At 64.2% G+C, this 22,620-nt stretch carries 21 protein-coding genes; 3 read left to right on the top strand and 18 right to left on the bottom strand.

Features of this window, described 5'->3' with window-relative positions; genetic code table 11:
* Window positions 1-6: 6 nt before the first annotated feature.
* Window positions 7-1,554: an alanine racemase gene (gene alr, locus ACXIUA_RS03510; protein WP_288792568.1), complete on the bottom strand. Its 1,548-nt coding sequence runs from the start codon at window positions 1,552-1,554 to the stop codon at window positions 7-9.
* A gap of 20 nt (window positions 1,555-1,574) precedes the next feature.
* Window positions 1,575-2,234, bottom strand: a complete 660-nt coding sequence (locus tag ACXIUA_RS03505) for a GAP family protein (RefSeq protein WP_071572761.1) — start codon at window positions 2,232-2,234, stop codon at window positions 1,575-1,577.
* A 128-nt stretch (window positions 2,235-2,362) separates the two neighbouring features.
* Between ACXIUA_RS03505 and ACXIUA_RS03500 the strand changes: the two genes are divergently transcribed.
* Entirely contained in the window at window positions 2,363-3,217 is an 855-nt protein-coding gene (locus ACXIUA_RS03500; protein WP_288792567.1) for a dienelactone hydrolase family protein, read from the top strand.
* Here ACXIUA_RS03500 and ACXIUA_RS03495 read toward each other — a convergent pair.
* The 10 genes from ACXIUA_RS03495 to eccCa all read right to left on the bottom strand — a co-directional run bounded on the left by ACXIUA_RS03495 (window position 3,206) and on the right by eccCa (window position 13,321).
* Complete coding sequence (locus tag ACXIUA_RS03495; RefSeq protein ID WP_070363048.1) at window positions 3,206-3,511, bottom strand: hypothetical protein; 306 nt, start codon at window positions 3,509-3,511, stop codon at window positions 3,206-3,208. The genes ACXIUA_RS03500 and ACXIUA_RS03495 overlap by 12 nt on opposite strands.
* Window positions 3,512-4,870, bottom strand: a complete 1,359-nt coding sequence (locus tag ACXIUA_RS03490) for a hypothetical protein (RefSeq protein WP_457976120.1) — start codon at window positions 4,868-4,870, stop codon at window positions 3,512-3,514.
* Window positions 4,864-5,199, bottom strand: a complete 336-nt coding sequence (locus ACXIUA_RS03485; protein ID WP_288792565.1) for a hypothetical protein — start codon at window positions 5,197-5,199, stop codon at window positions 4,864-4,866. Before ACXIUA_RS03485 ends, ACXIUA_RS03490 begins: the two co-directional genes overlap by 7 nt.
* Before the next feature lie 122 nt (window positions 5,200-5,321).
* The gene (gene glmM / locus ACXIUA_RS03480; protein ID WP_288792564.1) at window positions 5,322-6,665 is read right to left on the bottom strand and encodes a phosphoglucosamine mutase; all 1,344 of its coding nucleotides are present in this window, start codon (window positions 6,663-6,665) and stop codon (window positions 5,322-5,324) included.
* Window positions 6,666-6,760: 95 nt separating this feature from the next.
* Entirely contained in the window at window positions 6,761-7,291 is a 531-nt protein-coding gene (gene rpsI, locus ACXIUA_RS03475) for a 30S ribosomal protein S9 (protein WP_070363052.1), read from the bottom strand.
* Complete coding sequence (gene rplM, locus ACXIUA_RS03470) at window positions 7,291-7,734, bottom strand: 50S ribosomal protein L13 (RefSeq protein WP_288792280.1); 444 nt, start codon at window positions 7,732-7,734, stop codon at window positions 7,291-7,293. Before rplM ends, rpsI begins: the two co-directional genes overlap by 1 nt.
* 194 nt (window positions 7,735-7,928) lie before the next feature.
* Window positions 7,929-8,213: a WXG100 family type VII secretion target gene (locus tag ACXIUA_RS03465; protein ID WP_070477587.1), complete on the bottom strand. Its 285-nt coding sequence runs from the start codon at window positions 8,211-8,213 to the stop codon at window positions 7,929-7,931.
* Window positions 8,214-8,278: 65 nt separating this feature from the next.
* Window positions 8,279-8,596 (bottom strand): WXG100 family type VII secretion target, encoded by a 318-nt coding sequence (locus ACXIUA_RS03460; RefSeq protein ID WP_071567367.1) that lies wholly within the window; start codon window positions 8,594-8,596, stop codon window positions 8,279-8,281.
* A 154-nt stretch (window positions 8,597-8,750) separates the two neighbouring features.
* A complete protein-coding gene (locus ACXIUA_RS03455) occupies window positions 8,751-9,668 on the bottom strand; it encodes a type VII secretion-associated protein (protein ID WP_288792281.1) in 918 nt (305 codons plus the stop codon).
* Window positions 9,665-13,321 carry a type VII secretion protein EccCa gene (eccCa, locus tag ACXIUA_RS03450; protein WP_457976119.1) on the bottom strand — a complete coding sequence of 1,219 codons (3,657 nt, stop codon included), beginning with the start codon at window positions 13,319-13,321 and terminating at the stop codon, window positions 9,665-9,667. The genes ACXIUA_RS03455 and eccCa overlap by 4 nt, the downstream gene beginning before the upstream one ends.
* Before the next feature lie 136 nt (window positions 13,322-13,457).
* Between eccCa and eccD the strand changes: the two genes are divergently transcribed.
* Both eccD and ACXIUA_RS03440 read left to right on the top strand, forming a co-directional pair.
* Window positions 13,458-14,783, top strand: a complete 1,326-nt coding sequence (gene eccD / locus ACXIUA_RS03445; RefSeq protein WP_457976118.1) for a type VII secretion integral membrane protein EccD — start codon at window positions 13,458-13,460, stop codon at window positions 14,781-14,783.
* A 4-nt stretch (window positions 14,784-14,787) separates the two neighbouring features.
* Entirely contained in the window at window positions 14,788-15,981 is a 1,194-nt protein-coding gene (locus ACXIUA_RS03440) for a S8 family serine peptidase (RefSeq protein ID WP_457976117.1), read from the top strand.
* On the opposite strand, the gene eccB is transcribed toward ACXIUA_RS03440, so the two are convergent.
* From eccB to rpsD, 6 genes are all read right to left on the bottom strand, one after another.
* Window positions 15,978-17,231, bottom strand: a complete 1,254-nt coding sequence (eccB, locus tag ACXIUA_RS03435; protein WP_288792287.1) for a type VII secretion protein EccB — start codon at window positions 17,229-17,231, stop codon at window positions 15,978-15,980. The genes ACXIUA_RS03440 and eccB overlap by 4 nt on opposite strands.
* A gap of 49 nt (window positions 17,232-17,280) precedes the next feature.
* Window positions 17,281-19,419 (bottom strand): DUF6541 family protein, encoded by a 2,139-nt coding sequence (locus tag ACXIUA_RS03430; RefSeq protein WP_288792288.1) that lies wholly within the window; start codon window positions 19,417-19,419, stop codon window positions 17,281-17,283.
* 58 nt (window positions 19,420-19,477) lie between these two features.
* Window positions 19,478-20,317, bottom strand: coding sequence for a tRNA pseudouridine(38-40) synthase TruA (truA, locus tag ACXIUA_RS03425; RefSeq protein ID WP_288792289.1), 840 nt, complete (start codon window positions 20,315-20,317; stop codon window positions 19,478-19,480).
* A 116-nt stretch (window positions 20,318-20,433) separates the two neighbouring features.
* Window positions 20,434-20,820 carry a 50S ribosomal protein L17 gene (rplQ, locus tag ACXIUA_RS03420; RefSeq protein WP_457976116.1) on the bottom strand — a complete coding sequence of 129 codons (387 nt, stop codon included), beginning with the start codon at window positions 20,818-20,820 and terminating at the stop codon, window positions 20,434-20,436.
* A 42-nt stretch (window positions 20,821-20,862) separates the two neighbouring features.
* Window positions 20,863-21,876 (bottom strand): DNA-directed RNA polymerase subunit alpha, encoded by a 1,014-nt coding sequence (locus tag ACXIUA_RS03415; RefSeq protein WP_070363062.1) that lies wholly within the window; start codon window positions 21,874-21,876, stop codon window positions 20,863-20,865.
* 117 nt (window positions 21,877-21,993) lie between these two features.
* On the bottom strand, window positions 21,994-22,599 hold the full coding sequence (rpsD, locus tag ACXIUA_RS03410; RefSeq protein ID WP_070363063.1) for a 30S ribosomal protein S4: 606 nt from the start codon (window positions 22,597-22,599) through the stop codon (window positions 21,994-21,996).
* Window positions 22,600-22,620 lie beyond the last annotated feature (21 nt).

Genomic DNA, 22,620 nt, shown 5'->3' with positions numbered 1-22,620 from the left:
ATCTTCCTATTCTGTGTGCACCCACCGCCATGTAATGATGCGGCCCTCACTGTCTTCGTCTTGTTCCACGAGCGTGGTGCGATCAATCGTGACCAACAGGTACTCGTTTGCGATGTGACCTGCAAGATCACCGCCCCATTCGGCCACTACGACGCTGCGGTCCAGTTCCGACTCGAGGTCCAGCGCGTCGAGCTCACCCAGCGGGTCGCCCGATCCGCCCTCCCCCAACAGGCGGTAGGCATCGACATGAATTAACGACGCCCCCTCCGCCTCCTTCGCGCGGTGTTCCCTAGCGATTGTGAACGTTGGGCTCGTCACGCGCCCCTTGACCTGCATCCCTTCGGCAATGCCCTGTGTCAGGGTGGTTTTCCCGGCGCCGAGCGGGCCGTCGAGAATCACCACGTCCCCGGCGCGCAAGGTCTCCCCCAACTCACGCCCCAACGCCTGTGTTTCCTCGCGTGTCTCGCAGACGCGCCTGCCGCCGTACTCCCGCACTGTCCGTCCTTTCGGTGCACACAGCACCTCGTAGTGAATGGTATTTGCCCGCAGCGCGAACTCGTCCGCGCTCACGCCGCCGGCACCAAAAAGTACCGCCTCATCACCCGGCGCGACCCCGGCCTCGTTCGCGCCCAGCCACACCACGATCTGGTCCATACACACCCGGCCCACCTGGGGGTAGCGCGCCCCACGAATGGTGACGTCCATCCGGTCCTGCCAAATGCGCATCACACCGTCCGCGTAGCCGGCGGGCACCACGGCGGTACACCCGTCCTCGGGCGCGGTCCATGTTCCTGAATAGCTCACCGGCTCCCCCGCGCGGATCGGTTTGACCGCGGTCACTATTGCGACCCAGCTCATCGCGGGCCGCAGCCCGTTGTCGGTGCCGTCGATTGCTTCCAACCCGTACAGGCCGATTCCGGGACGGATCTGTTCAAAGCGTGCGTCCTCCCTCGTCCACGTCGCGGGGGAGTTCGCCACGTGGTTCACCAGGTCCTTCAGACCAGCCTGGTGCGCCTGGTGGAGCGCCTCCCGGAACGTCGCCAGCTGGCGGTCCGTATACGGGTCCGCTGGGTTATCCGCGCACGCAAAATGGCTCATCAGCCCGGCCACGCGGATCTGGCCGGCGCGCTGCGCCTCGGCGGCCATCGCGAACAGCTCCGGCCACTGTTCCTCATCTACGCCCGAGCGGTTCATCCCCGTGTCGATCATCAGATGCACGGTGGGTACGAAGGGGGCGTCAATAAGCGCGCGCAGGTGCGCAAGACTCGGCACACCCATCTCGATGCCCTCCACCAGCTCCTCCCCCGGAGCCCACAGCCACGCCATCACGGGTTTCGACGTCAGCTTCGCCACACTAGCCGCCTCCGCGATCGTCGCGCAGCCGAACGCATCCGCACCGTTCGCCTCCATGATGGGGACGCACTTCGCCGCGCCGTGGTTATAGGCATCCGCCTTCACCACGCACATCAAACGCGCGCCACCAGCCTGACGGCGCATCTGCCTCGTGTTGTGGGCAATCGCCGCCAGGTCAATGCGAAGTTTTAAAGCGTTCATGGGCATCTATTGAACAACGATCACAGCAAATGCGCCACGCCGACTACACCTAGCAGCAGCGATACCACCCACGTCGCGGTCAAACCAACCGTATCCGGGTGTGAGCGCGCCCACGCGAAACCTCGTCCAGCAACCGAGTCCGGCTTCGCCCGCACCCAGCCGACCAGCAACGCGCACAGCGTTGGCAGAGACAGCGCGACCGTCGCGTAGAGCACCAGGAAGCTGTATTTCGTCGTCGTATCGATGCCCGTCGCAGACAGCACCGCAAGGCCACCAAAGAACGGCACCGAGGTCGCCGATTGGACGATCCCCAGCACAAACCCCGTCAGCACCGTCAGCGCGTTGGGTGCTCGCAGCGGGCGCATCACCCGTTCAATCAACGCGTGGTTATCTCCCCCACGCAGCGCCAGCACCGCGGTCAGGAGACCAGTAGCGATGAGGAGCCACCCGAAAATGGGCCCCTCGACAAACGTTTGCACCACCGGACCGAGGCCATCGAATACGAACAACATCACCGCCGCGAGACTCGCCACCCCAAGCCAGTCGCCAGCAATGAGCAGCGCCGTGATCTTCGCATACTGCCGTTTCGCTTGGGAGGCAACCACCCCGACTGCCACGATAACCCCGATCAACAGCACGTTGATGGAATCAATAAACGCAAAGGACAACGCTCCAAGCATGCATCGCTCCTTCCGCGTGGCTTCATCGGGCTCAAAATCGGCCCTCTCTCGGTCTGGCCCCTAACCCTAAACCACGAAAACACAGAAGCGCTATTTCCGTACTGCAGAATTCAAGTAGGGTAGGTTGCGTGTCTGCGAATTTGAAGAAGCTAGCTGAACTGTCCAAGCGAGGCCCCCACAAGGTGCTGGAAGGCGACCTCGGTTACACCGGTTTGCCAGGCAAGGTGTATACGCCTGCAGAGGGCAAGAACCTCCCCGCCGTCGCCTTCGGCCACGACTGGCGCCAGAGTGTCGACGACTACCACGGCACACTTCGCCACCTGGCCAGTTGGGGCATTGCGGTCGCCGCGCCAGATACTGAAAAGGGGTGGCGCCCCGACCACGCTGGCTTCGCCGCCGATTTAGAAACCGCCCTGCAAATCCTGACTGGGGTGCGCCTCGGGAACGGCAAGATTAGCATCCACCCACAGCGCCTCGGCGTCGTTGGCCACGGCATGGGCGGCGGCGCTGCCGTACTCACCGCGGTAGAAAACCCGAAGGTGCAGGCAGTCGCCGCAATTTACCCGGCGAACGTGGCGCCCTCCGCAGTAGAGGCGGCTCGCCGCGCGCTTCGCCCAGGCCTCATCATCGGGCCCGGCGAAGACGGCGACTCGCTCTTTGATCCGGGTAACCCTGCCAAGCTTGCATACAACTGGGCCGGCGAGGTGGCCTACCGCAGCATCAAGAAAGGCGACCAGCAAAGCTTCTCGGAGGACACACTGACCAAGCGTCTGCTCGGCCTGGGCAAGTCAAGCGCCTCGCTGCAGACCACAGTGCGCGGCCTGCTCACAGGGTTCCTCCTCCACCAGCTAGCCGGGGAGAAGAAGTACTCCTCCTACTCCGAGCCGGACGCCGAAGGAAAGAACGTGACGTCCTTTACCGGTGAGGACCTCGCCGAGCTGGCGGGCCTCACCAAGGATGACAGCCTCTTCTCATTCTTCTAGCGTGCCGGGCTGACCAGCACGCTTCATCTCCCCCTGTGCCTCCGGGGCGTTGGGGCGTGCCTCGGTACGGATCGACGCGATTCCGCCCTGCGGCGGGCGGCGAAATGGGAACAACCGCTCGCCGCCCTGTGGAATGACAACAGGTTGGCGTTTGTAGCCAAGCGCGGCGGCCCTTCGCTGCTCGGTAAGCATCATCTCCATTTGGCGATGGTGCTCAGCGATCATCTTTTCAAAGTTCTCCATCCGCATCGCCGTGCGCTGACGGTACTCTGCTGCAAACCTTGAAAAATCCATTTACCATTCCCCCAATTTCTTGACGCCCCAAGCATCAGCCGGGTCTGTATCGACTGGCTGCTGCTCAGCGTGTTGTTCTGATGACGTCTCTGCTGCCGCCGGTGCCGTCATCGCTTGCTTTTCGGCCGGTACTGGTGGCTGCTCCACCTCGCCGAGTTGCTCAGGTGGCACGAACACACCGTTTTCGTCGACTGCCGGTGCAGGCTCCGGCGCAGGAGCGGGCTCGGGTGTCGGTGGTGCCGGTGGTGTTGGTTCCGCGACGTCACACGGCACCTCCACAGCCTCCGTCGCGCACTGCCAGGCCGCGTCGATATTTGCTGCAAAGACGTTGATGCTTTCAATGACGACGGCCGCGCCCGTTTGTGCAAACGCGCCCGTGAACGCCTGCGCAGCGTCGCACTGCTCCTGTACCGGTGCGAACAACGCCGCTGCGTCGCGTGTCACGGCCTCGATGGGCGCGTTAACATGCACATCGACGTCGAAGTTAAAGGCCACGTTGATCCCTGCCGCACCTGCCAGTGCCGCTGACGCGGACTGCGTACCGACGCTCTCCAGAGAAACAAGGCGCTCGCACGGCTGCGGCGGTGCCGGCGGCACAGGAGCAGGGGCAGGCACTGGTGCTGGTGCTGGGGCGGAAGGTGGTGCGGCAACACTCGCGCTGGCGGTCGAGGTGCTTCCGGCTGCGTGCGCAGCCGTCGCTGGCGCCGCAGCAGGCGCACTTCCAGCTGGCTTTCCGCCGGGCGCCTGACTGCAAGGCTGTTGTGCTTCCTCCACGCACACCGCGATCGCATCGAGGCACTCAGCGACAGCTACGTTGCATTCTTTCGCTGTCTGGCTCGCCTGCCGCATCGCATCAATTACGACCTGCACCAACGGGCGAATCAGGGTGGCGATTCCAAGCTTCGCAAGTATCTCAAGGTGCGAGTGCGCAAGGACCACGAACTGTTCCACCGCCAGGTTGGACGTCTTCTTGACGTCATCTATAGCGCTGCAGCACGAGGTGATCGAGCTTCCCAGCTCATTTAGGCGTGTAAAGTGCTGTGCCTCCGAATCTGCCGAGCACCGCTCCCGCGGCCCCACACCGATCTGCTCAAACCACTCTTGACTGCCCGGCGTATCCTGGCAAGGCGCCTTCAACGAAAACCTGTAGCCCACGGCGTCACAATTGAACTGTGACAGCGAGACACCGACCTGGTGGAAGCCGCGTAGGTCCTGGCAGCGGGTGGCCTGCAGCTCCCGAATGACTTCCTTCGCTAGTGCCTGCAATTGGTCGCGCTCAGGCCCCTCCAGGGCTGGGGCCGTCGCAACGGACTGAGAGAAGCGCTGCACCCCTTGTTCGACAACGTCGCTGGTTACCATGCGGAACCCACCCCCGAAATGCCATCGGTGGCGTCCTCGTCAGCGTCGCGGACCTCCTGTGCAAGGCTGCGAATCCCCTCCCACTGCCGCGTTCGCTCCTGCAACAACCGGAGCGAGTCCGCATAGACCGCTTGCACCGCCGCCGTGATGCGCTGGCCCTGCAAGGCAAAATCGGCACCGAAGTCGTCCGCACCCAGGTCTGGTTGCTGGCGGGCGAAGTCCGTGGCGGTGTCTTCGTAGGCGGAGATGGCGTCGGCAAAATATGACCGCACCGCGTCAACGTTGAGGCTGACGCCCTTGTTGTGCACAGTGTTTACCGTGTTCACCATGTTCAAAATTTCCCCCAAAATCCACGTCGGCTCACCACCGACAGTTCTAACTACTTCTCTTAGTTAGACTCCCCCAACGGCCCCGCGGTTCCCCGCGAGGCCAAATTTCTTACCAACGGACTCTACACTGCCGCAACGACTGCTGCGAGGCGACCCGCCACCTTTCGGGCTTGTTCTTCCTCAGCGGCCTCCACCATGACGCGGAACAGCTCCTCAGTACCGGAAGGACGAAGCAGCACGCGACCCGAGTGCCCGAGCTCTTCCTCGGCCTCATCGATCGCAGCCAGCACCTCCTGCGAGCTCATAATCTTGGACTTCTCCGACACCGGCACGTTGATGAGTACCTGTGGCAGCACCTGCATCACCTGTGCGAGTTCCTTGAGGCTCTTGCCGGTTTCCGCCATCTGTTCCATCAGCAGCAGCGCGGACAGCGTGCCGTCGCCAGTCGTGGCGTGCTCCGGGACAACGATGTGGCCGGACTGCTCGCCACCAAGCGAGAAGTCCCCACGGTTGAGCTCCTCGAGAACGTAACGGTCGCCCACCGCGGTCTGCTTCAGTGCAATGCCTTCGCGCTCCATGGCGAGGGTAAGTCCCAGATTGCTCATGACCGTGGCTACGAGCGTGTTGTCGCGCAGGTTGTTCTCGGCCTTCATGCCGCAGGCCAAGATCGCCATAATCTGGTCACCGTCGATGATGTTGCCTTCGGCGTCGACGGCGAGGCAGCGGTCCGCATCGCCGTCGTGTGCCACGCCAAGATCAGCACCGTATTCGACGACGGCCGCCTGGATCTTGTCCATATGAGTGGAACCGGAGCCGTCGTTAATGTTGAAAGCGTTCGGCTCGTTGTAGATCGCCACAACCTCGGCACCGGCGGCCTCGTACGCCTTCGGGGCGACCTCGGACGCCGCACCGTTCGCACAGTCCACAACGACCTTGATGCCCTTCAGGCTGGTGCTCATCGCCTCTTTGAGGTGCGTCAGGTAACGATCCTGCGCGTCCGGCGCCTCCTCGATCACGCGGCCGATACGGGTGCCGGTTGGCCCGCCTTCTTCAAGCGTGTCGAGAGCCCGCTCAATTTCGTCCTCGACCTCATCAGGCAGTTTGTGGCCACCCGCGGAGAAAAACTTGATGCCGTTATCCGGCATGGGGTTGTGGGACGCGGAGATCATCACACCGATGTCCGCACCGTAGTCATCAGTGAGGTACGCCAAGCCGGGAGTAGGAATCACGCCGACACGCAGGACATCCACGCCTTTCGACGCCATGCCCGCAGCCATCGCTGCCGCAAGCATTTCGCCGGACACGCGTGGGTCGCGGCCAATCAGCGCCGTCGGGCGGCGCTTCGAGGACTCACGGTCCTTCGTTAGTACGGTCGCGGCGGCGGCACCGAGCTTCAGTGCCAACGACGCCGTCAGTCGCTCATTGGCGAGACCTCGGACACCATCAGTTCCAAACAATCGAGTCATGCTGTTTATTATGCACTACCGACAGCTATACAAAAACAACAACCGCCCACCCGGCCAGTGCCAGGGGGCGGTTGATGATACAACCAGCGTAGTGATTAACGCTTGGAGTACTGCGGTGCACGACGGGCCTTGTGCAGACCAGCCTTCTTACGCTCGACCGCACGAGCGTCACGGGTAAGCAGACCAGCCTTCTTCAGGGTTGGGCGCTCAGCCGGGTTGTAGATGTTCAGTGCACGGGCAATCGCCAGACGCAGCGCACCGGACTGACCGGTTGGGCCGCCGCCCTTGATGTTTGCCTTGATGTCGAACTGGCCCTCGCGCTCGAGCAGGGTCAGCGGCAGCAGGATGTCCTGCTGGTGCAGCTTGTTCGGAAAGTAGTCCTCGAACTCACGGCCGTTGACCGTGATCTTGCCTTCGCCCTCGACGACGGTCACGCGAGCGATTGCGCGCTTACGACGACCAACGGTCTGGATTGGGCCCTCGTGCAGCGGAGCAACCTCAACGGTGTCCTGGGTCTCCTCGACCTCTGGAGCAATAGCGTCACCGATGGTGTAGTTGAACTCTTCCGTCGCCGCGGTTGCCGCGTCGATGTCGGTCTCAGCTGCAATGTTGTTCTGATCAGCCATTACTGTACCACCTGCTTAAACTCGTAGGTTTCCGGCTTCTGAGCCTCGTATGGGTGCTCGGAGCCGACGAAGACGTGAAGCTTCTTGATGGACTCGCGGGAAAGCTTGTTGTGCGGCATCATGCCCTTGACAGCTTCCTCGATAACGCGGTCCGGGCGCTCGTCGAGCGCACGACCAAGCGTCATAGCAGTCAGACCACCCGGGTAGCCGGAGTGGCGGTAGCGCATCTCGCGATCGCGCTTGTTCGAGGAGATGTGGACCTTCTCGGCGTTGATCACGATGATGTGATCGCCGGTGTCAACGTTCGGTGCGAACTGTGGCTTATGCTTGCCGCGCAGGATATCCGCTGCAGTCGACGCAAGCTTGCCCAAGACCACGTCCGTGGCGTCGATGACGTACCACTTACGGGTAATGTCACCGCTCTTTGGGTGGTAAGTAGACATGCATGACTCCTTCAAGTCTGTCTAGTTGGCTGCCGGCCATAACGTATAAAACTGTGCGCTGTATCCTGCTCAGACGGCGGCCGGTGGAGACCCGACAAGCAGCACGGCACACAAGCTGCAAACTTTACAGCACAAAGCACTGAACAGCAAGACGCTCCCCCTGGCGCCTTGCTGTTCAGCAAGCTTCTGTGTTGTTATCCCCAGCTGTTTGCCGCGGCGTTGTTTACCGCGAGCATGGTGGAGTTGCCGTCTTCAACGGTGCTGGCGATCTGGTTCAAAATGGTGTTCAGATCCTCTGCGGCCTGGTCCCACTTCGCCTGGTGTGCCTGGTACGCGGACGCTGCGGTGCCCTCCCAGGTCTGCGCCATCGGCTGGATGATCTGCTTCAGCTCGTTGAGCTGGCTGGTGATGCGGGTCGCCGACGAGCGCATGTCTTCAGCTGCGTTGGCGATCTGGGCGAAGTCGTACTTGATTTGCATGATGAGTATGTCCCTTTACATTCGGAAGATGGTCGTTTTGTCTGCTGAGAACCGCTGGGAGCGTTTTAGAGAGCCAAGCCTGCTGAGCCGGACAGCGAACGGAAGTTGTCGGTGTTCGTAGCGTCGGTGCTCTCGTAGTTCTTGGCGTTGTCGCGGATGTTGTTCGCGATGTCACGCAGCGCTTCGGAGAGGCGTCGCTGCGCGTCGTCGTAGCGGACCATCAGGTCATCGAAGCTGCGCTGCGCATTGCCCACCCAGTAGCTGCGCGTGGACTCCGCGACCTGCTGCACGCGGTCGATTTCTCGGTTGACGTTTGCGTTGGTGTCATCTGCCCGGTCGGCAGTTGCGCGCATGACGTCGGCTTCTGTTCTGAACTGTTCCATGTTCAATCCCCCTACTAGGTACTGTGTCTTGGTTGTAACGACAGCCTTCCAAGCTGTTCATATAGTTGGACGCACGTTTTGGTGCTCCGGTTCCCTCAATGTTGAAGAAACTTTTCTCCCCACCCTCCCACCACGTGTATGCTGCGAGTTTGCCTCACCCCTCCCCTGTCGGTGGCGTGAATTCGGCGGTGTCGAAGGCCATCTGACACGTCGCCTGCTGCACCCTGCTGGGCGCCTGCCGCGTCTGGCACGCCACGAAAAGCTGGTAAGAATCCTGCGCCCAAGTTCGCCACAGAGTTTCGGCTCCTCCGGGGGCGGTCTCGCGGTACGTCACGGCGTGGAGGTTGTGATCCACGAGCGTGAGCTCGGGGTCGCGCTCGATACCCCCGAGCAGCTGCGCTACGAACTGCTCGGGCGGCAGCGTGTAGCGGTTCTCTGCGGAAATCAGTACGCGCATGTCGGGGTCGGCGCCTGTTGCCATCCAGCCCTGCTCGTGCTGCGCGAGTTGGAACCCGGGAGGCAGCTCAATCGCAAGTCCGTCCTGCGCGATTCGCACGGCGGTAGGCTCGCTCGCAACAGAAGGAGAGGGGCTTGTTGACGCCCGCGAGGCCGTCGGTTGACTGTGCAGCACAGTGGTCGATGTCGCCCCTACTGAAGCCTGGGCGGACGTGGGCGAAGAGGGCGTCGATAAGAAACGAAAGAGCACGAACCCGCAGATTGCTGCGACCACAACCACTGCGGCACCGAGGGCGACGAACGGCCACCACGCGCGGCGTGGCGCAAGGTCTGCGGCGGTGATGGCGGGCTGCTCCTCAGTCGGTGGGTCGACTTCCACTTCGAGGGGCTCGCCGGTGATGGTGACGTCGTAGCCGCTCATGGCCTGCTCAAACTGATCGAGGTCCTCGGGGGTCGCGGCAATCTGGATCACGGCGCCGCCCGGATCTGGCCCGAACAGGCCACGCACGTACTGCGCGACTTCCCGTGGGCCGGGGCCGTCAAAACGGTGGACGTTGGCGGCGCCGGTGAACACGGTGTTCGTGGGCGTCATGGTGATGCGGAGATCGGGTTTCATAGGGTGGCTCCTTCGGAGTAGGGTGCAGCGACTTGGACCAGGCCACGGGCCTCGCCGGATTGGACGAGCAGGCCTCGGCCGGGCGGCTGCGGGGCTGGGCACACTCCGAAGAGCGCGCCTTCGTCCCTGGTTCCGTCGAGGATGACGACGTCGGGCAACAGGTCCTTCAGCGAGGACAGGAAGCTGCCGAACATGGCGCGTGATACTCCACCGAACTTGCGGGCGGCAACCACGTGCAGGCCGATGTCGCGGGCGTGCGGGAACAGCGTGGCCAGCTCGCGCAGGGTGTCCTCCGGGACGAGCTCGAGGTCGTCGATGACGAGATAGAGCTCCGGGCCTTCCCACCAGGAACGCTGCGCGAGCTGCTGCGGGGTCACATCCGACCCTGGTAGCCTGCCGCGCAGCGTGGTGATCAGCGCACTGACCGCCTCGTCGACGGCGCTGGTAGAGGCTGCGTAGGCCGCCACCATGTCCGGGTTCGCCCGCCCGAGGTGCGCGCGGCGCACGTCCAGAATCACCATGCGGGCCTGCTCACGGCCCATCGCCTCAATCGCGGTGATGGCCGAGGCAATCGCGGTGGACTTGCCAGCACCGCTCGCACCGATGACCAGCAGGTGGCCAGACTCGCTCCACAGCGGTGCAAGGCGGGGTCCACCGACGCCGAGTGGCAGACGTTGGCCTCCCGAGGTGAGCAGGTCCGCAACCTCCACGTGACTCGGCAGCACCCTTAGGCGTGGCACCGGAGGCTGACCCTGCGTCGCTGCGCGGACGTGTGCCACGTCCTGCGCGGAGGTGTGCGCGACCAGCATGAACGCCCCCTCTTCGGTAATGCCGCGGCCCGGCAGCGCGGGAAGTTTCGCCTGCACCTTCCTATCAATCACCGAGTCCATCGGTTCAGTAAGATGCAGCTCAATCCTTGTGCCGATCACGTCACGGACGTTCGCACGGATCGCATTCCAACGCTGCGTAGTCGCAACCAGGTGAATGCCCACAGCCGGGCCTTCCGCAGCAAGACGAGTCAGCGGTTCACGCAAGTCTTCCGTCTTCGCATCCGGTGCGAGCAACGTGTGCCAGCCGTCCACAATCAACACGGTGTGGCGCTTCGTGCGCCGCTGCGAGTCGTCGAGCATCTCGACCAGCTCGTCGACGACGCGGCGCACGCGCTCCTCGTCCGTGCGCTGCGCAACACCGGCCACATGCGGCAGTTCGGCGACGTCGCTGAAGTCGCCGGAGCCGGCGTCGATAATGTAGAAGCACAGCTCGTCAGTGGAGTGGCGCAGCGCGAGCGACGCCACCATCGTGCGCACCGCCATCGACTTGCCCGTCTGCGGCCCGCCCGCGAGCGCCACGTGGCCACCCGCCACCGACAGGTCCAGCACGAGCGGCACCTGGCGCTGCTTGATCGGCTCGTCAATCACCCCGATAATCGCCCGCAGCTTCGGCATCGACTCACTGCCACCGTAGACCTGCGAAAGCTCAATCTGTGCAGGCAGCGGCGGCAGCCACACCTGGTGCGCCCGCATGCCCAGGGCATCCGCCACCTCCCTCGACTTCTCGACGACCGCCGCCAGCAACGTCGTCGTCGCATCAGTATCGACACCGACACTCTCCTTCGCGTCCTCCACCGGCGGAGGCTCCCACCCGTGAAACAGGCGAACCTCCACGGCCGCCTCGCGCCTGGTCACGCCGCGGGCGCGCTCCAGCGGCCCCGACACGTACGCCGCGCGGAAACGCTCCAAGTCGCCTGAGCCCGTGGACAAGAAGCCCGCGCCGGGCTCGCTGGGTAGCTCGTACGCGTCCGGCACGCCAAGCACCTGGCGGGATTCGGCCGCGGAGAACGTCTTGAGGCCGATACGGTAAGAAAGGTGCGAGTCCAGCCCGCGCAGCTTGCCCTCCTCCAGCCGCTGCGAGGCAAGCAGGAGGTGCACACCCAACGAGCGGCCCAGGCGGCCGACCGCGACGAAGAGGTCAGCGAAGTGCGGGTGCTGGGCCAGCAGCTCCGAGAACTCGTCCAGGATGATCACCAGCGCCGGCAGCGGCGCGAGATCCTCGCCCGCGAGCCGGGCCGCGGTGTAGTCGGTGATATTGGCGTAGTTCCCCGCCTTGCGCAGCAGCTCCTGGCGACGGTTCATCTCACCGGAGATGGCGTCGTACATGCGCTCAACCAGGATGGATTCGTCCTCCAGGTTGGTAATGACCGCCGAGGTGTGAGGCAAGGACTCGCAGCCGAGAAACGTTGCGCCGCCTTTGAAGTCCACGAGCACGAGGTTGAGCTCCTCCGGCGAGTGCGTGGCGGCAAGCGCCACCACGAGCGTCCTGAGAAGTTCCGATTTTCCGGACCCCGTCGCACCGATGCACAACCCGTGCGGGCCCATCCCGCCCTGGGCGGACTCTTTCAGGTCCAGGTAGAGGGCCTGGCCCTGGGCAGTCGAGCCAATCGGGACCATGAGGCGCTGTCGGGTGCCTTCACGTCCGGTCCACATGGTGTGCTCGTTGAGCTCGGCGATGTCGTTGATGCCGAGCATCGGGAGCAGCTTGCCTCCGTGGGAGGCGCTTTCGGCGCTGAGCTGTTCGGGGCGGCGATAGAACGCCAGTTGGCGCGCGATGAGCTCCGCCTCTGCGGCATCAATCCTGTCGGGCCTGCCCAGAAACTCTAGGCCCATCCCGGTCAGCGCGTGGAGTTCGTCGTCGCAGACAAGGTGGAACGCCTCCTCATCCACCAACCAGTCCGGGTCCGGGTGGATAACCAGCACGCACACGTTCTCGCTGCTGGAGGCACTGGTGCTGAAGGAGATCACGGAGGGGTGGGTGGTGGCGTCGAGAAGTATGACTTGGAACTCGGCCGCTTCCGGCGTGGCGGAGTGCGGCAGCCACTTCACCCACTCGAATTCGCTCGGTGCCTGGGCGGCGTCGATGCCGACGAGCTCCGGGCCGTGGAAAAACGCCAGCTGGGCAACGATCGAGCGCGCGACCTCCGCCGCACGCGGCCCCACCATCGTGATCACGGGAAACGCATTGAGCGCCACCACGATCGGCATCTCTTGGATCGTGTTCACCGCGGCGACCGTCCTGCGCAGGCTCACCGCGCACACCGGGTCGAGGTCCTCGGGCGAGCCAGGGTCGTCGACCTCGATTGGGGTATGCAGTGCCACCGCGCCAACACCAATGCGCACCTGCAGCGCGTACGGCGAGGCGGCGTACTGTTCCCAGACACGCTCCGCAGGCACCGCCGTGAGCAGAGCGTTCGGCGCCGGGTGAAGGTATTCGGCGTGCTCGCGCTGGACCTCAGCGTTGCTGCGTGCCCGATGCGCTAGTGCGTCCAAGTGTCGCAGGTAGACCCGCCGCGTCTCGTCGATGTCGCCCTGGCGCTCCTGCGGCGAAAACATGGTGACCATGCCGAAAAGCATCATGACCGGGAAGATGAGCATCATTGGGCTCACGGTGCGCCCCGACATCACCATCAGCGCCATCACCGCGCCGATGGCGACCACCATGACCACCGGGAGCAGCACTTTCAACAGTGGCATCGGCTGGTCCTTGTGCGCCTGCGGTACCGCTTCGGCGCGGAGTTGACCGGTCGGCAGTGGTGGTGGCGGCGCGAGTGTGTGCGCCGTCGATGGTGTCACGACTGGTTCGTGGTCAAGACCTAGCATGCATTCCCCCTCATGCATTCCCCGGTTGCGCATTCCCCCTCGCGCAACTTCTGCATGCATTCTAGGCGATGGTGCGCTACATTGTTCAAGTTAAGCGCCAAGTCGCGCATTTGTTTGTTTTCCGGGGGGATTCATCGTGGCAGTTTCTGCAACGCATCACATCGTGCACGTCACCATTCGTATCGACGTCGCTTCGCTTCACCGCGATATCGATCTCAGTTTGCCGACGTCCTCGTCGCTCTACGAGCTGATACCCGAAATCGCGCGCTTCGTGGAACTACCGCAGCTGCACCGCCCTTGGGAGTTCACCAACGTAGCTGGCATCCCACTGGACGGACACATGCCGTTGTACCAGCTCAAGATGCGAAACGGCGCGACGGTGGTGATGCGCCCACAGGAGCAGGCGGCACCGCCCGTGATCCGCGACGCGGCCCACTCGCTCAGCGCCGCGGCGGCTTCTGCACGCGATGTGCGTGGCCTGCACATAGGCGCAACAATGTTGGGGCTGCTGTGCATTGCAGCGGTGGCGAGCACGGTCGGTGGCTCGGCATTCGGTGCGGGCCTTGCTGCTGCGGCGGCGCTGGTGCTGTCGCTCGCGGCGCGAAGCAGCGCGGTTTACGTAGCGTTTCTGTGCGCGGCCCCTTTCGCAGTCGGCGCCTGGGTGGCTGGGCCTCCGGCTACATGGGACGGGTCGAGCGATACGTCAATCGGGATGCTAGCCGCCGCGATCACCGCCGTGTCCTGCGTAGTCATCGGCGCGATGCTCAGACTGTGCGGTGCGGCCGTCGCGACCTTCGCGGCGGTGTGCGCGCTGCTCCTTGCCGCGGCCTCGCTCGGTGCGTGGTTGCCACAGCACCACGCGGGGGCGGCGGTGGTCGTGCTGCTCGGGTTGCTGCTGGTCATGCTCACGCCCCATATCGCCACGGCCGCCGCGGGCTTGAAGGTGCCACGCATCCCCACCGCTGGCGAGGAATTTGATCGCTCGGATGTGTACCAGCATGACGTCGATACACGCAGCCTCACCGCGCTGACCGTATCTGCCGCGATTGCATGTGCCGTGACCACCTGCTGCTTACCAGCGCTCTACGGCATTGCCACGATGGACGCCGCACTGGGCTGGCGCGTCGCACTCGCCGGTTGCATGGCTGGCGCGCTACTCATCCACGCGGTGCGCCACCACTACCCCACCCCGCGAATAGCACTGACGGCGCTGGCCCTCGGCGCGCTCGGCGCCGTGGTGCTCGCCACCGTATACGAGCCAAGCCCGCACCCAGCGTTCCTCGTGGCCGCAGGCTGCATCGCCATTGTGTGCGCTACCGCCGTCATCTGGTCGCGCCGCGTGCCTGACCTCGAGCCAACCACGGTGGTGTGGTTCGAGCGCGCCGAAGCCGCCGCCATCATCGCAGTCATCCCGCTCGCGGTGCACCTCACCGGGCTGTTCGACCTCATCCGGGGGCTCTAAGCCCATGCGCACCACTGCTTCTCGACGCCTCTTCGTCACCCTCTGCGTCCCGCTCGCCGTTGGAACGACGCTGCCAATCTCGATCCCGGCCCCACCGGCGCAGGCCCAGGACTACGCCTGTGCCCGCCCTGCGCACCTGCAACTAGACCGAAACACGCCACCGGAGCTTGACCCATCCGTCGCCGCGTCCCGCAGCCACGCGAGTGGACGCGGGGTGCGCGTCGCCGTCATCTACACCGGCATCGCGCGGCACCCGCAACTGCCGCCGGTCACACCCGGCCGAGACTTCGTCACACCCGACGACCCCGATCCGTTCTTCGACTGCGACAGCCACGGCACCATCGTCGCCGGCATCATCGCCAGCCGCGACCTCGGCATCGCGCCCACAGCGCACCTCATCTCAATCCGGCAAACCTCCGCGCACTACCGCGAAGAGCAGACCGCGGGATCACTCGCCACCCTCACTGACGCCATCAACAACGCCGTCGACGAACGCGCACGCGTCATCAACATCTCAATCGTCTCCTGCATGCCGCCTTACCTCGCCGCGAGCCTGGACACCCGCGAGCTGGAGGCCGCGCTCCACCGCGCCGAAACCTCCGGTGCCGTCGTCGTGGCCGCCGCAGGCAACGCCACCAACGAATGCGCCCACGGCTTCGCCGTCTTCCCCGCGCACATGCCCACGGTCCTTGCCGTCGGCGCACGCGAGGACGCCCACACTGTCGCCGACTACTCCATCGCATCCCCAAAGCCGCCGCTCTCCGCCCGCGGCACCACCCCCGTGGTCCTCGCGTCCGACGGCGCAGGGTTCGCCACCGGCATCACCGGCGAGCTCCAACCCGACGGCACACCAACCGTGCAGCCCTACGTGGGCACCAGCTTCGCCGCACCCGTCGTCAGTGGCGCCATCGCCCTCCTCCTCGAGCGCTATCCACACCTCTCACCGCAACAAGTGCGTGAGATCGTCTACGCCGCCGCGGAACCCAACGGCGGGGCGCTGCGCCCAGAAGACATCGTCACGCAACTCCCACCCACGCCACCGCGCGAGGCAACCGTCACCACCATCGACGCACCGTTGCCCACCGCATCCCTTGCGGTCCGGCGCGCCGGACTGGCGCTCGGTGGGCTCTTGGCATGCATCGCGCTGACGATCGTGGCGCGCTCCCTCCGTGGGGGCCGCGGACGCCGCGGGCTCTAAGACGCCACCGGTTTCAGCGCCACCGACCGCTCGAGCGGAGCTCCACTCGGCAGCAGCGCAACGATCTGCCACGGCGCTTCCTCGGTGTGGCGCACGCCGATCAGCTCCAGCGTGTCCCGCCCGGCGACCTCGTGGCGGGAGCCCTCCGGCGACACCACGAGCAGGCCTTGCCCTGTATCCACGCCGACGGCACCCTCGCGCAGTCCCGCGAAGTGGGTCGTGGTGCCCGTCCCCGCCAGCGCAATCGCTCCTTCGAGCACGCCACCGGCGTCCTTCGGCCAGGTGGCTGCGCCACGTTTGTCGTTCACGCACACCGTATCCTGTGTGGGTTGCACCCAGCGCGGAGCCTCGTGCGGGATGCGCAGGTCCAGTGGCGGCTGCGCATCCGGGTAATGCGCGATGTCTGCGCGGTTGACGTCGCGGGAGGCGGCGCCGGCGTCGAGAAGCACTTGGGCGGCTGTGTCAGAGACTTGCTGCACACCGCCGTGCTCCGTAAGCACCCAGGTGGCCTCCGGGGTGCGCAGTACCTCAGGGAGGCGCGGTGGCAGCGTGAACGCCGGTCCCTCGCGCAGAGCGCCGAGCACCGCGTTCGGCGGCGACCAGCGCGACGTCGTGGCGTCGATCCCCAGGGCACGGCGCATGATGCGCCCCTCCGGCGTGGTGGATGGCGGCAGCTGCCTGCGGCCGTGCGCATCGACGACCCATTCCCGGTGATCCGCCACCGCCAGCACCGCCGTACCCCTCGGTAGCGGCGCAGGCGCTTGACCCGCGACCACCGTGACCTTGCCCTCGGCGTGGCACGCGGACCAGGCATGCGCCTCCGTGGCCTCAGGGGCAAACATCCCAGGAGCCGCGACGATGCCCACTGGCAGGCCACGCGGCACAGTGGCCAAGTAGTCCCCACCGGCGCGGGCAGGCTCGGCGGCCTCCCCGGCGATGAGGCGAGCGGAAGTCAAGTTCGTCACAGGGTGCAACGTGCCGTCGACACGCACGAACAGGCCGCCGTCAGTAGCTCGCACGATCGAGGCTTCGCCGGGGTGCGGGTTCGGGCTCATCCAGGCGAACAGCCCCATCACCGCGGCGATCAACGCCACTCCGACCGCCCCGAAGATCCCCGCGCGGCGCCGCGCCGCCAGCGGGTCATGGATCATCCGGATGTCGCCGTAGATCAGGCCGTGCTCCACACGGCGCTGCATGAACCTGTGCCCCGACACCTGCGGTCGCGTTGTTGGCAACAAACGTTGCGACATGTATACCCCCGATGTTGTATCCCCCAATAACCAATAACGCTGCCTTACACTACCAAAGCTCCAGCGGTTCCGAGCCGTGCTTGACGGCGTCGTGCTGCATCTCCGCGAGCTCGGCGCGCGTAAACGCCTCGTTCACCGCGAAGATCACCGTGTCTCCCTTCACGTACACCGGGGTCAGCGCGCTATTGGCCGTGGCATTGTTCAAATTCACGCGCGGCGGCTGCTGCGCCCAGAACGACGGCGGCGATGCGATGTAAAACTTGATGTTCAGCCGTTCAACGGCCCGGTCCACGGCGTTCTTCGCCGTCGCGTCGCCGAGCACCCCGCGCCCGAGCATCTCTACGTCGAACAACGCGGTTGCGGTGTCGTCGCCTCGTGTCTTCGCTGGCCACAGGTAGTGCCGGGAGAGCGTCGGCACGCCGGTGTAGGCATACAGCCACGAATGCCCGTCCGCGGGCTCGCCGTAGGTCACGCCTTCCCACGCCACAGGCTGCGTCGCGAGCCAGTCGAACGCAGCCAGGTCGTCATCGTTGACCATTCGACCGCCAACGCGCGGAGCGGTGTAAATGCCCTCCGCCGATTGAGCTGCATTCGCGTGCACGGCGGTCGCAGTACTCGCAGCCACCACGAGGGACACGAGCACCGCCCCAATTGTCGACGCCCCCTTCGCCACCACCGTGCCCTCACGCGCGGCAACCGGCGCCAACGTCAGCATCCGAATCATCACCGAGGCCCCTATGGCCGCCGCGACGATGACGCACATCACCACCGGCAACACCAGGCGGTGCGCCGTGTTGTAGTGCAGCCCCGAAACCAGCGAAGGCACCACGTCCAGCACCGGCGGAAGCGGTGCGGTTGCCTGCACCACCGTCGCAAGTGACAGGACGTAGAACGCCACCGGCCACACCTGGCGACGCCACGCCACAAGCGCCACCGCCCCCACGAGCGCGAGCCACAGCAGCACAGTCGGGTTGTAGTTCGCGAAGTACTCAGTGACGTGGCGCGTATCCATCGTGATCGCGAGCGCCCACGGATTTGGCGCCGTGCCATCCTCCGGAGTAGACCACCCCGCGACCTCCTGCGCCTGCTCGGAACCAGCAAACATCTGTGGCAGGAACAGCACCGCACCGGCAAGCGCCGGGGCCGCTAACCAGACAGTGTCCACGAGGCGTGAACGGACGGGACGAAGAAGCGTCGAAAAGCACCAAGCGAAGGCCACCGCCAGCGCAATCGTGGTCACCGGCGACGGGTGCACCGCCACCACCCCGAAGAACCCGATGGCCGCCGCAAACGCCGAGTTGTGATGCCGTGGCACCTCCAGGAACTGCCAAATCACAATGCCCGTGAGCGCAACTGCCATCATGTACGGCCACATGCCAACAAAATCCGACACCCACATCAGCTGCGGCGCACCGTACACCAGCAGCGGCGCGAACCCCGCCGCGATCTGCGCCGTCAGCCCCCGCGACCGCAGAAACGCAAACACCAGGCACGCCACGGACACGCAAGCCGCCACCGATGGCACGATCGCCTGCGCCACATTCAGCGCGGGGATCGGCGCCATCCCAGCGGTCTTGGCAAACAACGCAACCCCCGCGTGGTACCCCGAGGGATACAACAGCGAACTGTGCGTCTCCTGGTACATCAGCTCCCCCATGCGCGTTGGCGACGCAATCCCCTCATCCATGATGAAGCGCACAGTATTAGCGTGCCACTGGGAATCCCAACCCTGCACGATATTTGCCAAACCCAGCGGAGTTCCCTGCAGCCACCGCAGCTTGTCACTAATCAGCATCGCCGACCCCGCAATCACACCAAGCAGCGGCAGCACCCAGACGGGGTCAACCACGCTGCCTTCGCGCCGCTCCTGCGGAGTCCCCGGCAGCAGCGCCCGACGCCACGACAGTTGCCCAGTGCCAGTCCAGCGCTCGCGGGCGCGGCGCGCAAACGCGTAGCGCCACCCCGCAGCACACAACATCACAAACACCACGCTCACAGAGAACGTCCACGGCGAAAACCTCGCCGACGTCAGGCCCCAAGACCAGGCACTGAAGCCAATAATGCCGAAGCTCGCGGGTATCGACGCCACCACCGACGCCGGCACACGCATGCCGGAGATGACGTTGACCAGGAATCCTGGCAGCACAAACACAAGTACCGCTGCTATGAACATCCCGGCAGTGACCACGCGTACTCCTTCGAGACCTAAGACGTTGAGACTGGTGAAATCTTATCGCTTTGCGCTCTCAGAGCGAACGCCGATCACGAGTTGTGTTGGCTCGTGCCTCCCACTCCTGCTCTGGTGGGTACACAACGTGGTCGAAGGTCAGCCCCTTCGCGGGGGCTAACGGTACGTCGGCGCGCCGCTCAGTGGCGTCGAGCAGTCCAGTGGCCCACGCCAGGTCGCGCTTGCCCTGCCCGACCGTGAGGCACGTCGCGGTCAGTGCGCGCACCATGTTCCAACAGAACGCGTCGGCACTGATGTGTGCCTCGTAGAGCTGCGGCTCCGCCTCCGTGGAAGCGTCCACCCAGCGAAAGCTGTGCACGTCGCGGATCGTCGTCGCGTGCGGTCGCGGCTTGCAGAACGCCGCGAAGTCGTGCAGCCCGAGCAGCACGTCGGCGGCCTGCTGCATTAGCTGCACGTCGACTGGGCGAGCCCACACTGCAGTGTCACGCGTCCGTGTTGGCAGCGCCCCCGCTGGGTTGGTAGTAACGCGGTAGATGTAGTGACGCGCCATCGCCGAGAAGCGAGCGTCGAACTCAGGGGCAACCTCCCGGACTTGATGAACTCGGATGTCGTCCGGTAGCAGTTTGGCAAGGCGACGCACCAGGCGCGCAGGATCACCGTCAAGAGAGCGCTGCTGCAATGACTCCGGAGCAATGTCCGCGTGCGCAACCTGACCGCGGGCGTGCACCCCCGCATCCGTACGGCCCGCGACCGTCAGGGCGACGGGGTGGCGCAGCACAAGCGCGAGCGCGTCTTCAACGGTTCCTTGGACGGTCCGCAGGTCGCCTTTCTGCCGGGCCCAGCCGTGAAAGTCGGTGCCGTCATAGGCGATGTCGAAACGCAGCCGCATCGTGTTCATTCGTTACAGGCTAGCAAACTGGTCGCGTGCTCTTGGAATGCGAAAACCCCGCGACACCGTGAAGGTGGACGCGGGGTCTCATGTGGTTGAGCTAGAAAAGCTCACTCAGCGAAGGATTAGTCCTCCTTGGAAGCCTTCACCTCAGCTGGCTCCAGAACCAGGGAAATCTGGGTCATTGGAGCGTTGTCGCCGGAGCGAGGTGCAACCTTGATCAGGCGGGTGTAGCCGCCGTTGCGGTTTTCGAACTTCGGTGCAAGCTCGTTAAACAGGTATGCAACGATCTGCTTGTTCGGAAGCTTCGCAGCAACAGCGCGGCGTTCCTGCAGGGAACCGCCCTTCGCCTTGGTGATCAGCTTCTCAGCGTATGGGCGAAGTGCTTTCGCCTTTGCATCGGTCGTCGTGATGGCGCCGTGCTCGAACAGGGACTGCGCCAGGTTAGACAGAATGTGCTTCTGGTGGGCGGCGGACCCTCCGAGACGGGCACCCTTCTTCGGGGTAGGCATTTTCGTACTCCTCGTATGGGATTGTGAGCGCGTGCTCTTGGTTTACTCGGTTTCTTCCGCGGTGTCGTCGACGTAGTCACCAGTCTCGGCGTCGTAGCCTTCGATCTGGGTCGGGTCGAAATCTTCCGGAGCGTCCTTCAGCGTCAGGCTCATGGAGGCGAGCTTGATCTTGACCTCATTGATGGACTTCTCGCCAAAGTTGCGGATATCCATCAGGTCGGTCTCGGAGCACTCAGCCAGCTGGCCGACGGTGTTGATGCCCTCGCGCTTCAAGCAGTTGTAGGACCGGACGGAGAAGTTGAGATCCTCAATCGGCAGGTTGTAAGCCGCGATGTACTCCGTCTCCTGTGGGGACGGGCCGATCTCGATGCCTTCTGCTGCCGTGTTCAGCTCACGTGCCAGGCCGAACAGCTCCACCAGGGTGGAACCGGCCGAAGCCAACGCGTCGCGAGCAGACATGGAGTTCTTCGTCTCCACGTCGATGATCAGCTTGTCGAAGTCGGTGCGCTGCTCAACACGGGTTGCCTCAACCTTGTAGGCAACACGGGTCACTGGCGAGTAGATCTGGTCGACCGGAATGCGGCCGGCTTCCCCACCAGAGTTCGGCATCGCCGGGACGTAGCCACGGCCACGCTCCACGACAAGCTCCATCTCAAGGCGTGCCTGCTCATTGAGCGAAGCGATGTGCAGATCCGGGTTGTGGATCTGAACATCAGCTGGCGTCTCAATGTCGCCGGCGGTAACGACTCCCGGGCCTTCAACGGACAGGTACATCACGACTGGCTCGTCGGACTCCGACGACAGCACGATGTCCTTGATGTTGAGGATGATCTCGGAAACGTTTTCCTTCACACCGTTGATGGTGGTGAACTCATGGAGCACACCATCAATCTTGATCGAGGTAACCGCTGCGCCCGGAATGGACGACAGCAGCGTACGGCGCAGGGAGTTACCCAGCGTGTAACCAAAACCTGGCTCGAGTGGCTCGATGATGAACTTCGAGCGGTTGGTATCGATGTACTCCTCGGTCAGCTGCGGACGCTGTGAGATGAGCATGAACTTCTCCTTTTCCGGCTACCACTATATGAAGCCGCGAGAATATGGACTTTCGGAAAGATATCGCACCACTTGTATACGTACGTATCGACGCAGTGCGGGGTGAAGTAAGCGGGCTTACTTCGAGTAGAGCTCGACGATGAGCTGCTCCTGCAGCGGCACCTCGATCTGAGCGCGCTCCGGCAACTGGTGCACGAGAATGCGCAGGGTGTCCGGAACGACCTGGAGCCATGCCGGAACAACGGCGTCCAGCAAGTTGTCCTGGGCCTCTTCGAACCAGAGCATCTTGCGGGACTTGTCACGAACATCGATGATGTCGTACTGCGTGACCTTGTAAGAAGGAACGTCGATACGCTTGCCGTTCACGGTGAAGTGACCGTGGGAAACAAGCTGACGTGCCTGGCGGCGCGTGCGCGCCAGACCTGCACGGTATACAACGTTGTCCAGACGGGACTCAAGCAGGATCAGCAGGTTGTCGCCGGTCTTACCTGGGAGGCGGTTGGCCTCCTCGTAGTAGCGACGGAACTGCTTCTCCATCACTCCGTAGGTGAAGCGAGCCTTCTGCTTCTCCTGGAGCTGGAGCAGGTACTCAGATTCCTTGATGCGAGCGCGGCCAGCCTGCCCCGGAGGGTACGGGCGACGCTCGAAGGACATGTCACCGCCGACGAGATCGACGCGGAGGCGACGGGACTTACGGGTAGCAGGGCCGGTATAACGAGCCATGATGTATTACCTCTTTTCCTT

This window comes from Corynebacterium sp. UMB8791 (assembly GCF_054166365.1).
Note: the sequence above shows the minus strand (reverse complement) of the source record. Positions and strands in the feature narration are given on the sequence as shown.

Excerpts from the sequence above, each read along its gene's own strand:
- rpsI (WP_070363052.1), bottom strand. The coding sequence starts at position 7,291 with ATGGCTGATCAGAACAACATTGCAGCTGAGACCGACATCGACGCGGCA.
- rplQ (WP_457976116.1), bottom strand. The coding sequence starts at position 20,820 with ATGCCTACCCCGAAGAAGGGTGCCCGTCTCGGAGGGTCCGCCGCCCAC.
- ACXIUA_RS03455 (WP_288792281.1), bottom strand. The coding sequence starts at position 9,668 with ATGAAACCCGATCTCCGCATCACCATGACGCCCACGAACACCGTGTTC.
- ACXIUA_RS03465 (WP_070477587.1), bottom strand. The coding sequence starts at position 8,213 with ATGCAAATCAAGTACGACTTCGCCCAGATCGCCAACGCAGCTGAAGAC.
- ACXIUA_RS03415 (WP_070363062.1), bottom strand. The coding sequence starts at position 21,876 with ATGCTCATCTCACAGCGTCCGCAGCTGACCGAGGAGTACATCGATACC.
- ACXIUA_RS03460 (WP_071567367.1), bottom strand. The coding sequence starts at position 8,596 with ATGGAACAGTTCAGAACAGAAGCCGACGTCATGCGCGCAACTGCCGAC.
- glmM (WP_288792564.1), bottom strand. The coding sequence starts at position 6,665 with ATGACTCGATTGTTTGGAACTGATGGTGTCCGAGGTCTCGCCAATGAG.
- eccB (WP_288792287.1), bottom strand. The coding sequence starts at position 17,231 with ATGTCGCAACGTTTGTTGCCAACAACGCGACCGCAGGTGTCGGGGCAC.
- ACXIUA_RS03485 (WP_288792565.1), bottom strand. The coding sequence starts at position 5,199 with ATGGTGAACACGGTAAACACTGTGCACAACAAGGGCGTCAGCCTCAAC.
- rpsD (WP_070363063.1), bottom strand. The coding sequence starts at position 22,599 with ATGGCTCGTTATACCGGCCCTGCTACCCGTAAGTCCCGTCGCCTCCGC.
- ACXIUA_RS03490 (WP_457976120.1), bottom strand. The coding sequence starts at position 4,870 with ATGGTAACCAGCGACGTTGTCGAACAAGGGGTGCAGCGCTTCTCTCAG.
- ACXIUA_RS03495 (WP_070363048.1), bottom strand. The coding sequence starts at position 3,511 with ATGGATTTTTCAAGGTTTGCAGCAGAGTACCGTCAGCGCACGGCGATG.
- truA (WP_288792289.1), bottom strand. The coding sequence starts at position 20,317 with ATGAACACGATGCGGCTGCGTTTCGACATCGCCTATGACGGCACCGAC.
- ACXIUA_RS03440 (WP_457976117.1), top strand. The coding sequence starts at position 14,788 with ATGCGCACCACTGCTTCTCGACGCCTCTTCGTCACCCTCTGCGTCCCG.
- alr (WP_288792568.1), bottom strand. The coding sequence starts at position 1,554 with ATGAACGCTTTAAAACTTCGCATTGACCTGGCGGCGATTGCCCACAAC.
- eccCa (WP_457976119.1), bottom strand. The coding sequence starts at position 13,321 with ATGCTAGGTCTTGACCACGAACCAGTCGTGACACCATCGACGGCGCAC.
- rplM (WP_288792280.1), bottom strand. The coding sequence starts at position 7,734 with ATGTCTACTTACCACCCAAAGAGCGGTGACATTACCCGTAAGTGGTAC.
- ACXIUA_RS03505 (WP_071572761.1), bottom strand. The coding sequence starts at position 2,234 with ATGCTTGGAGCGTTGTCCTTTGCGTTTATTGATTCCATCAACGTGCTG.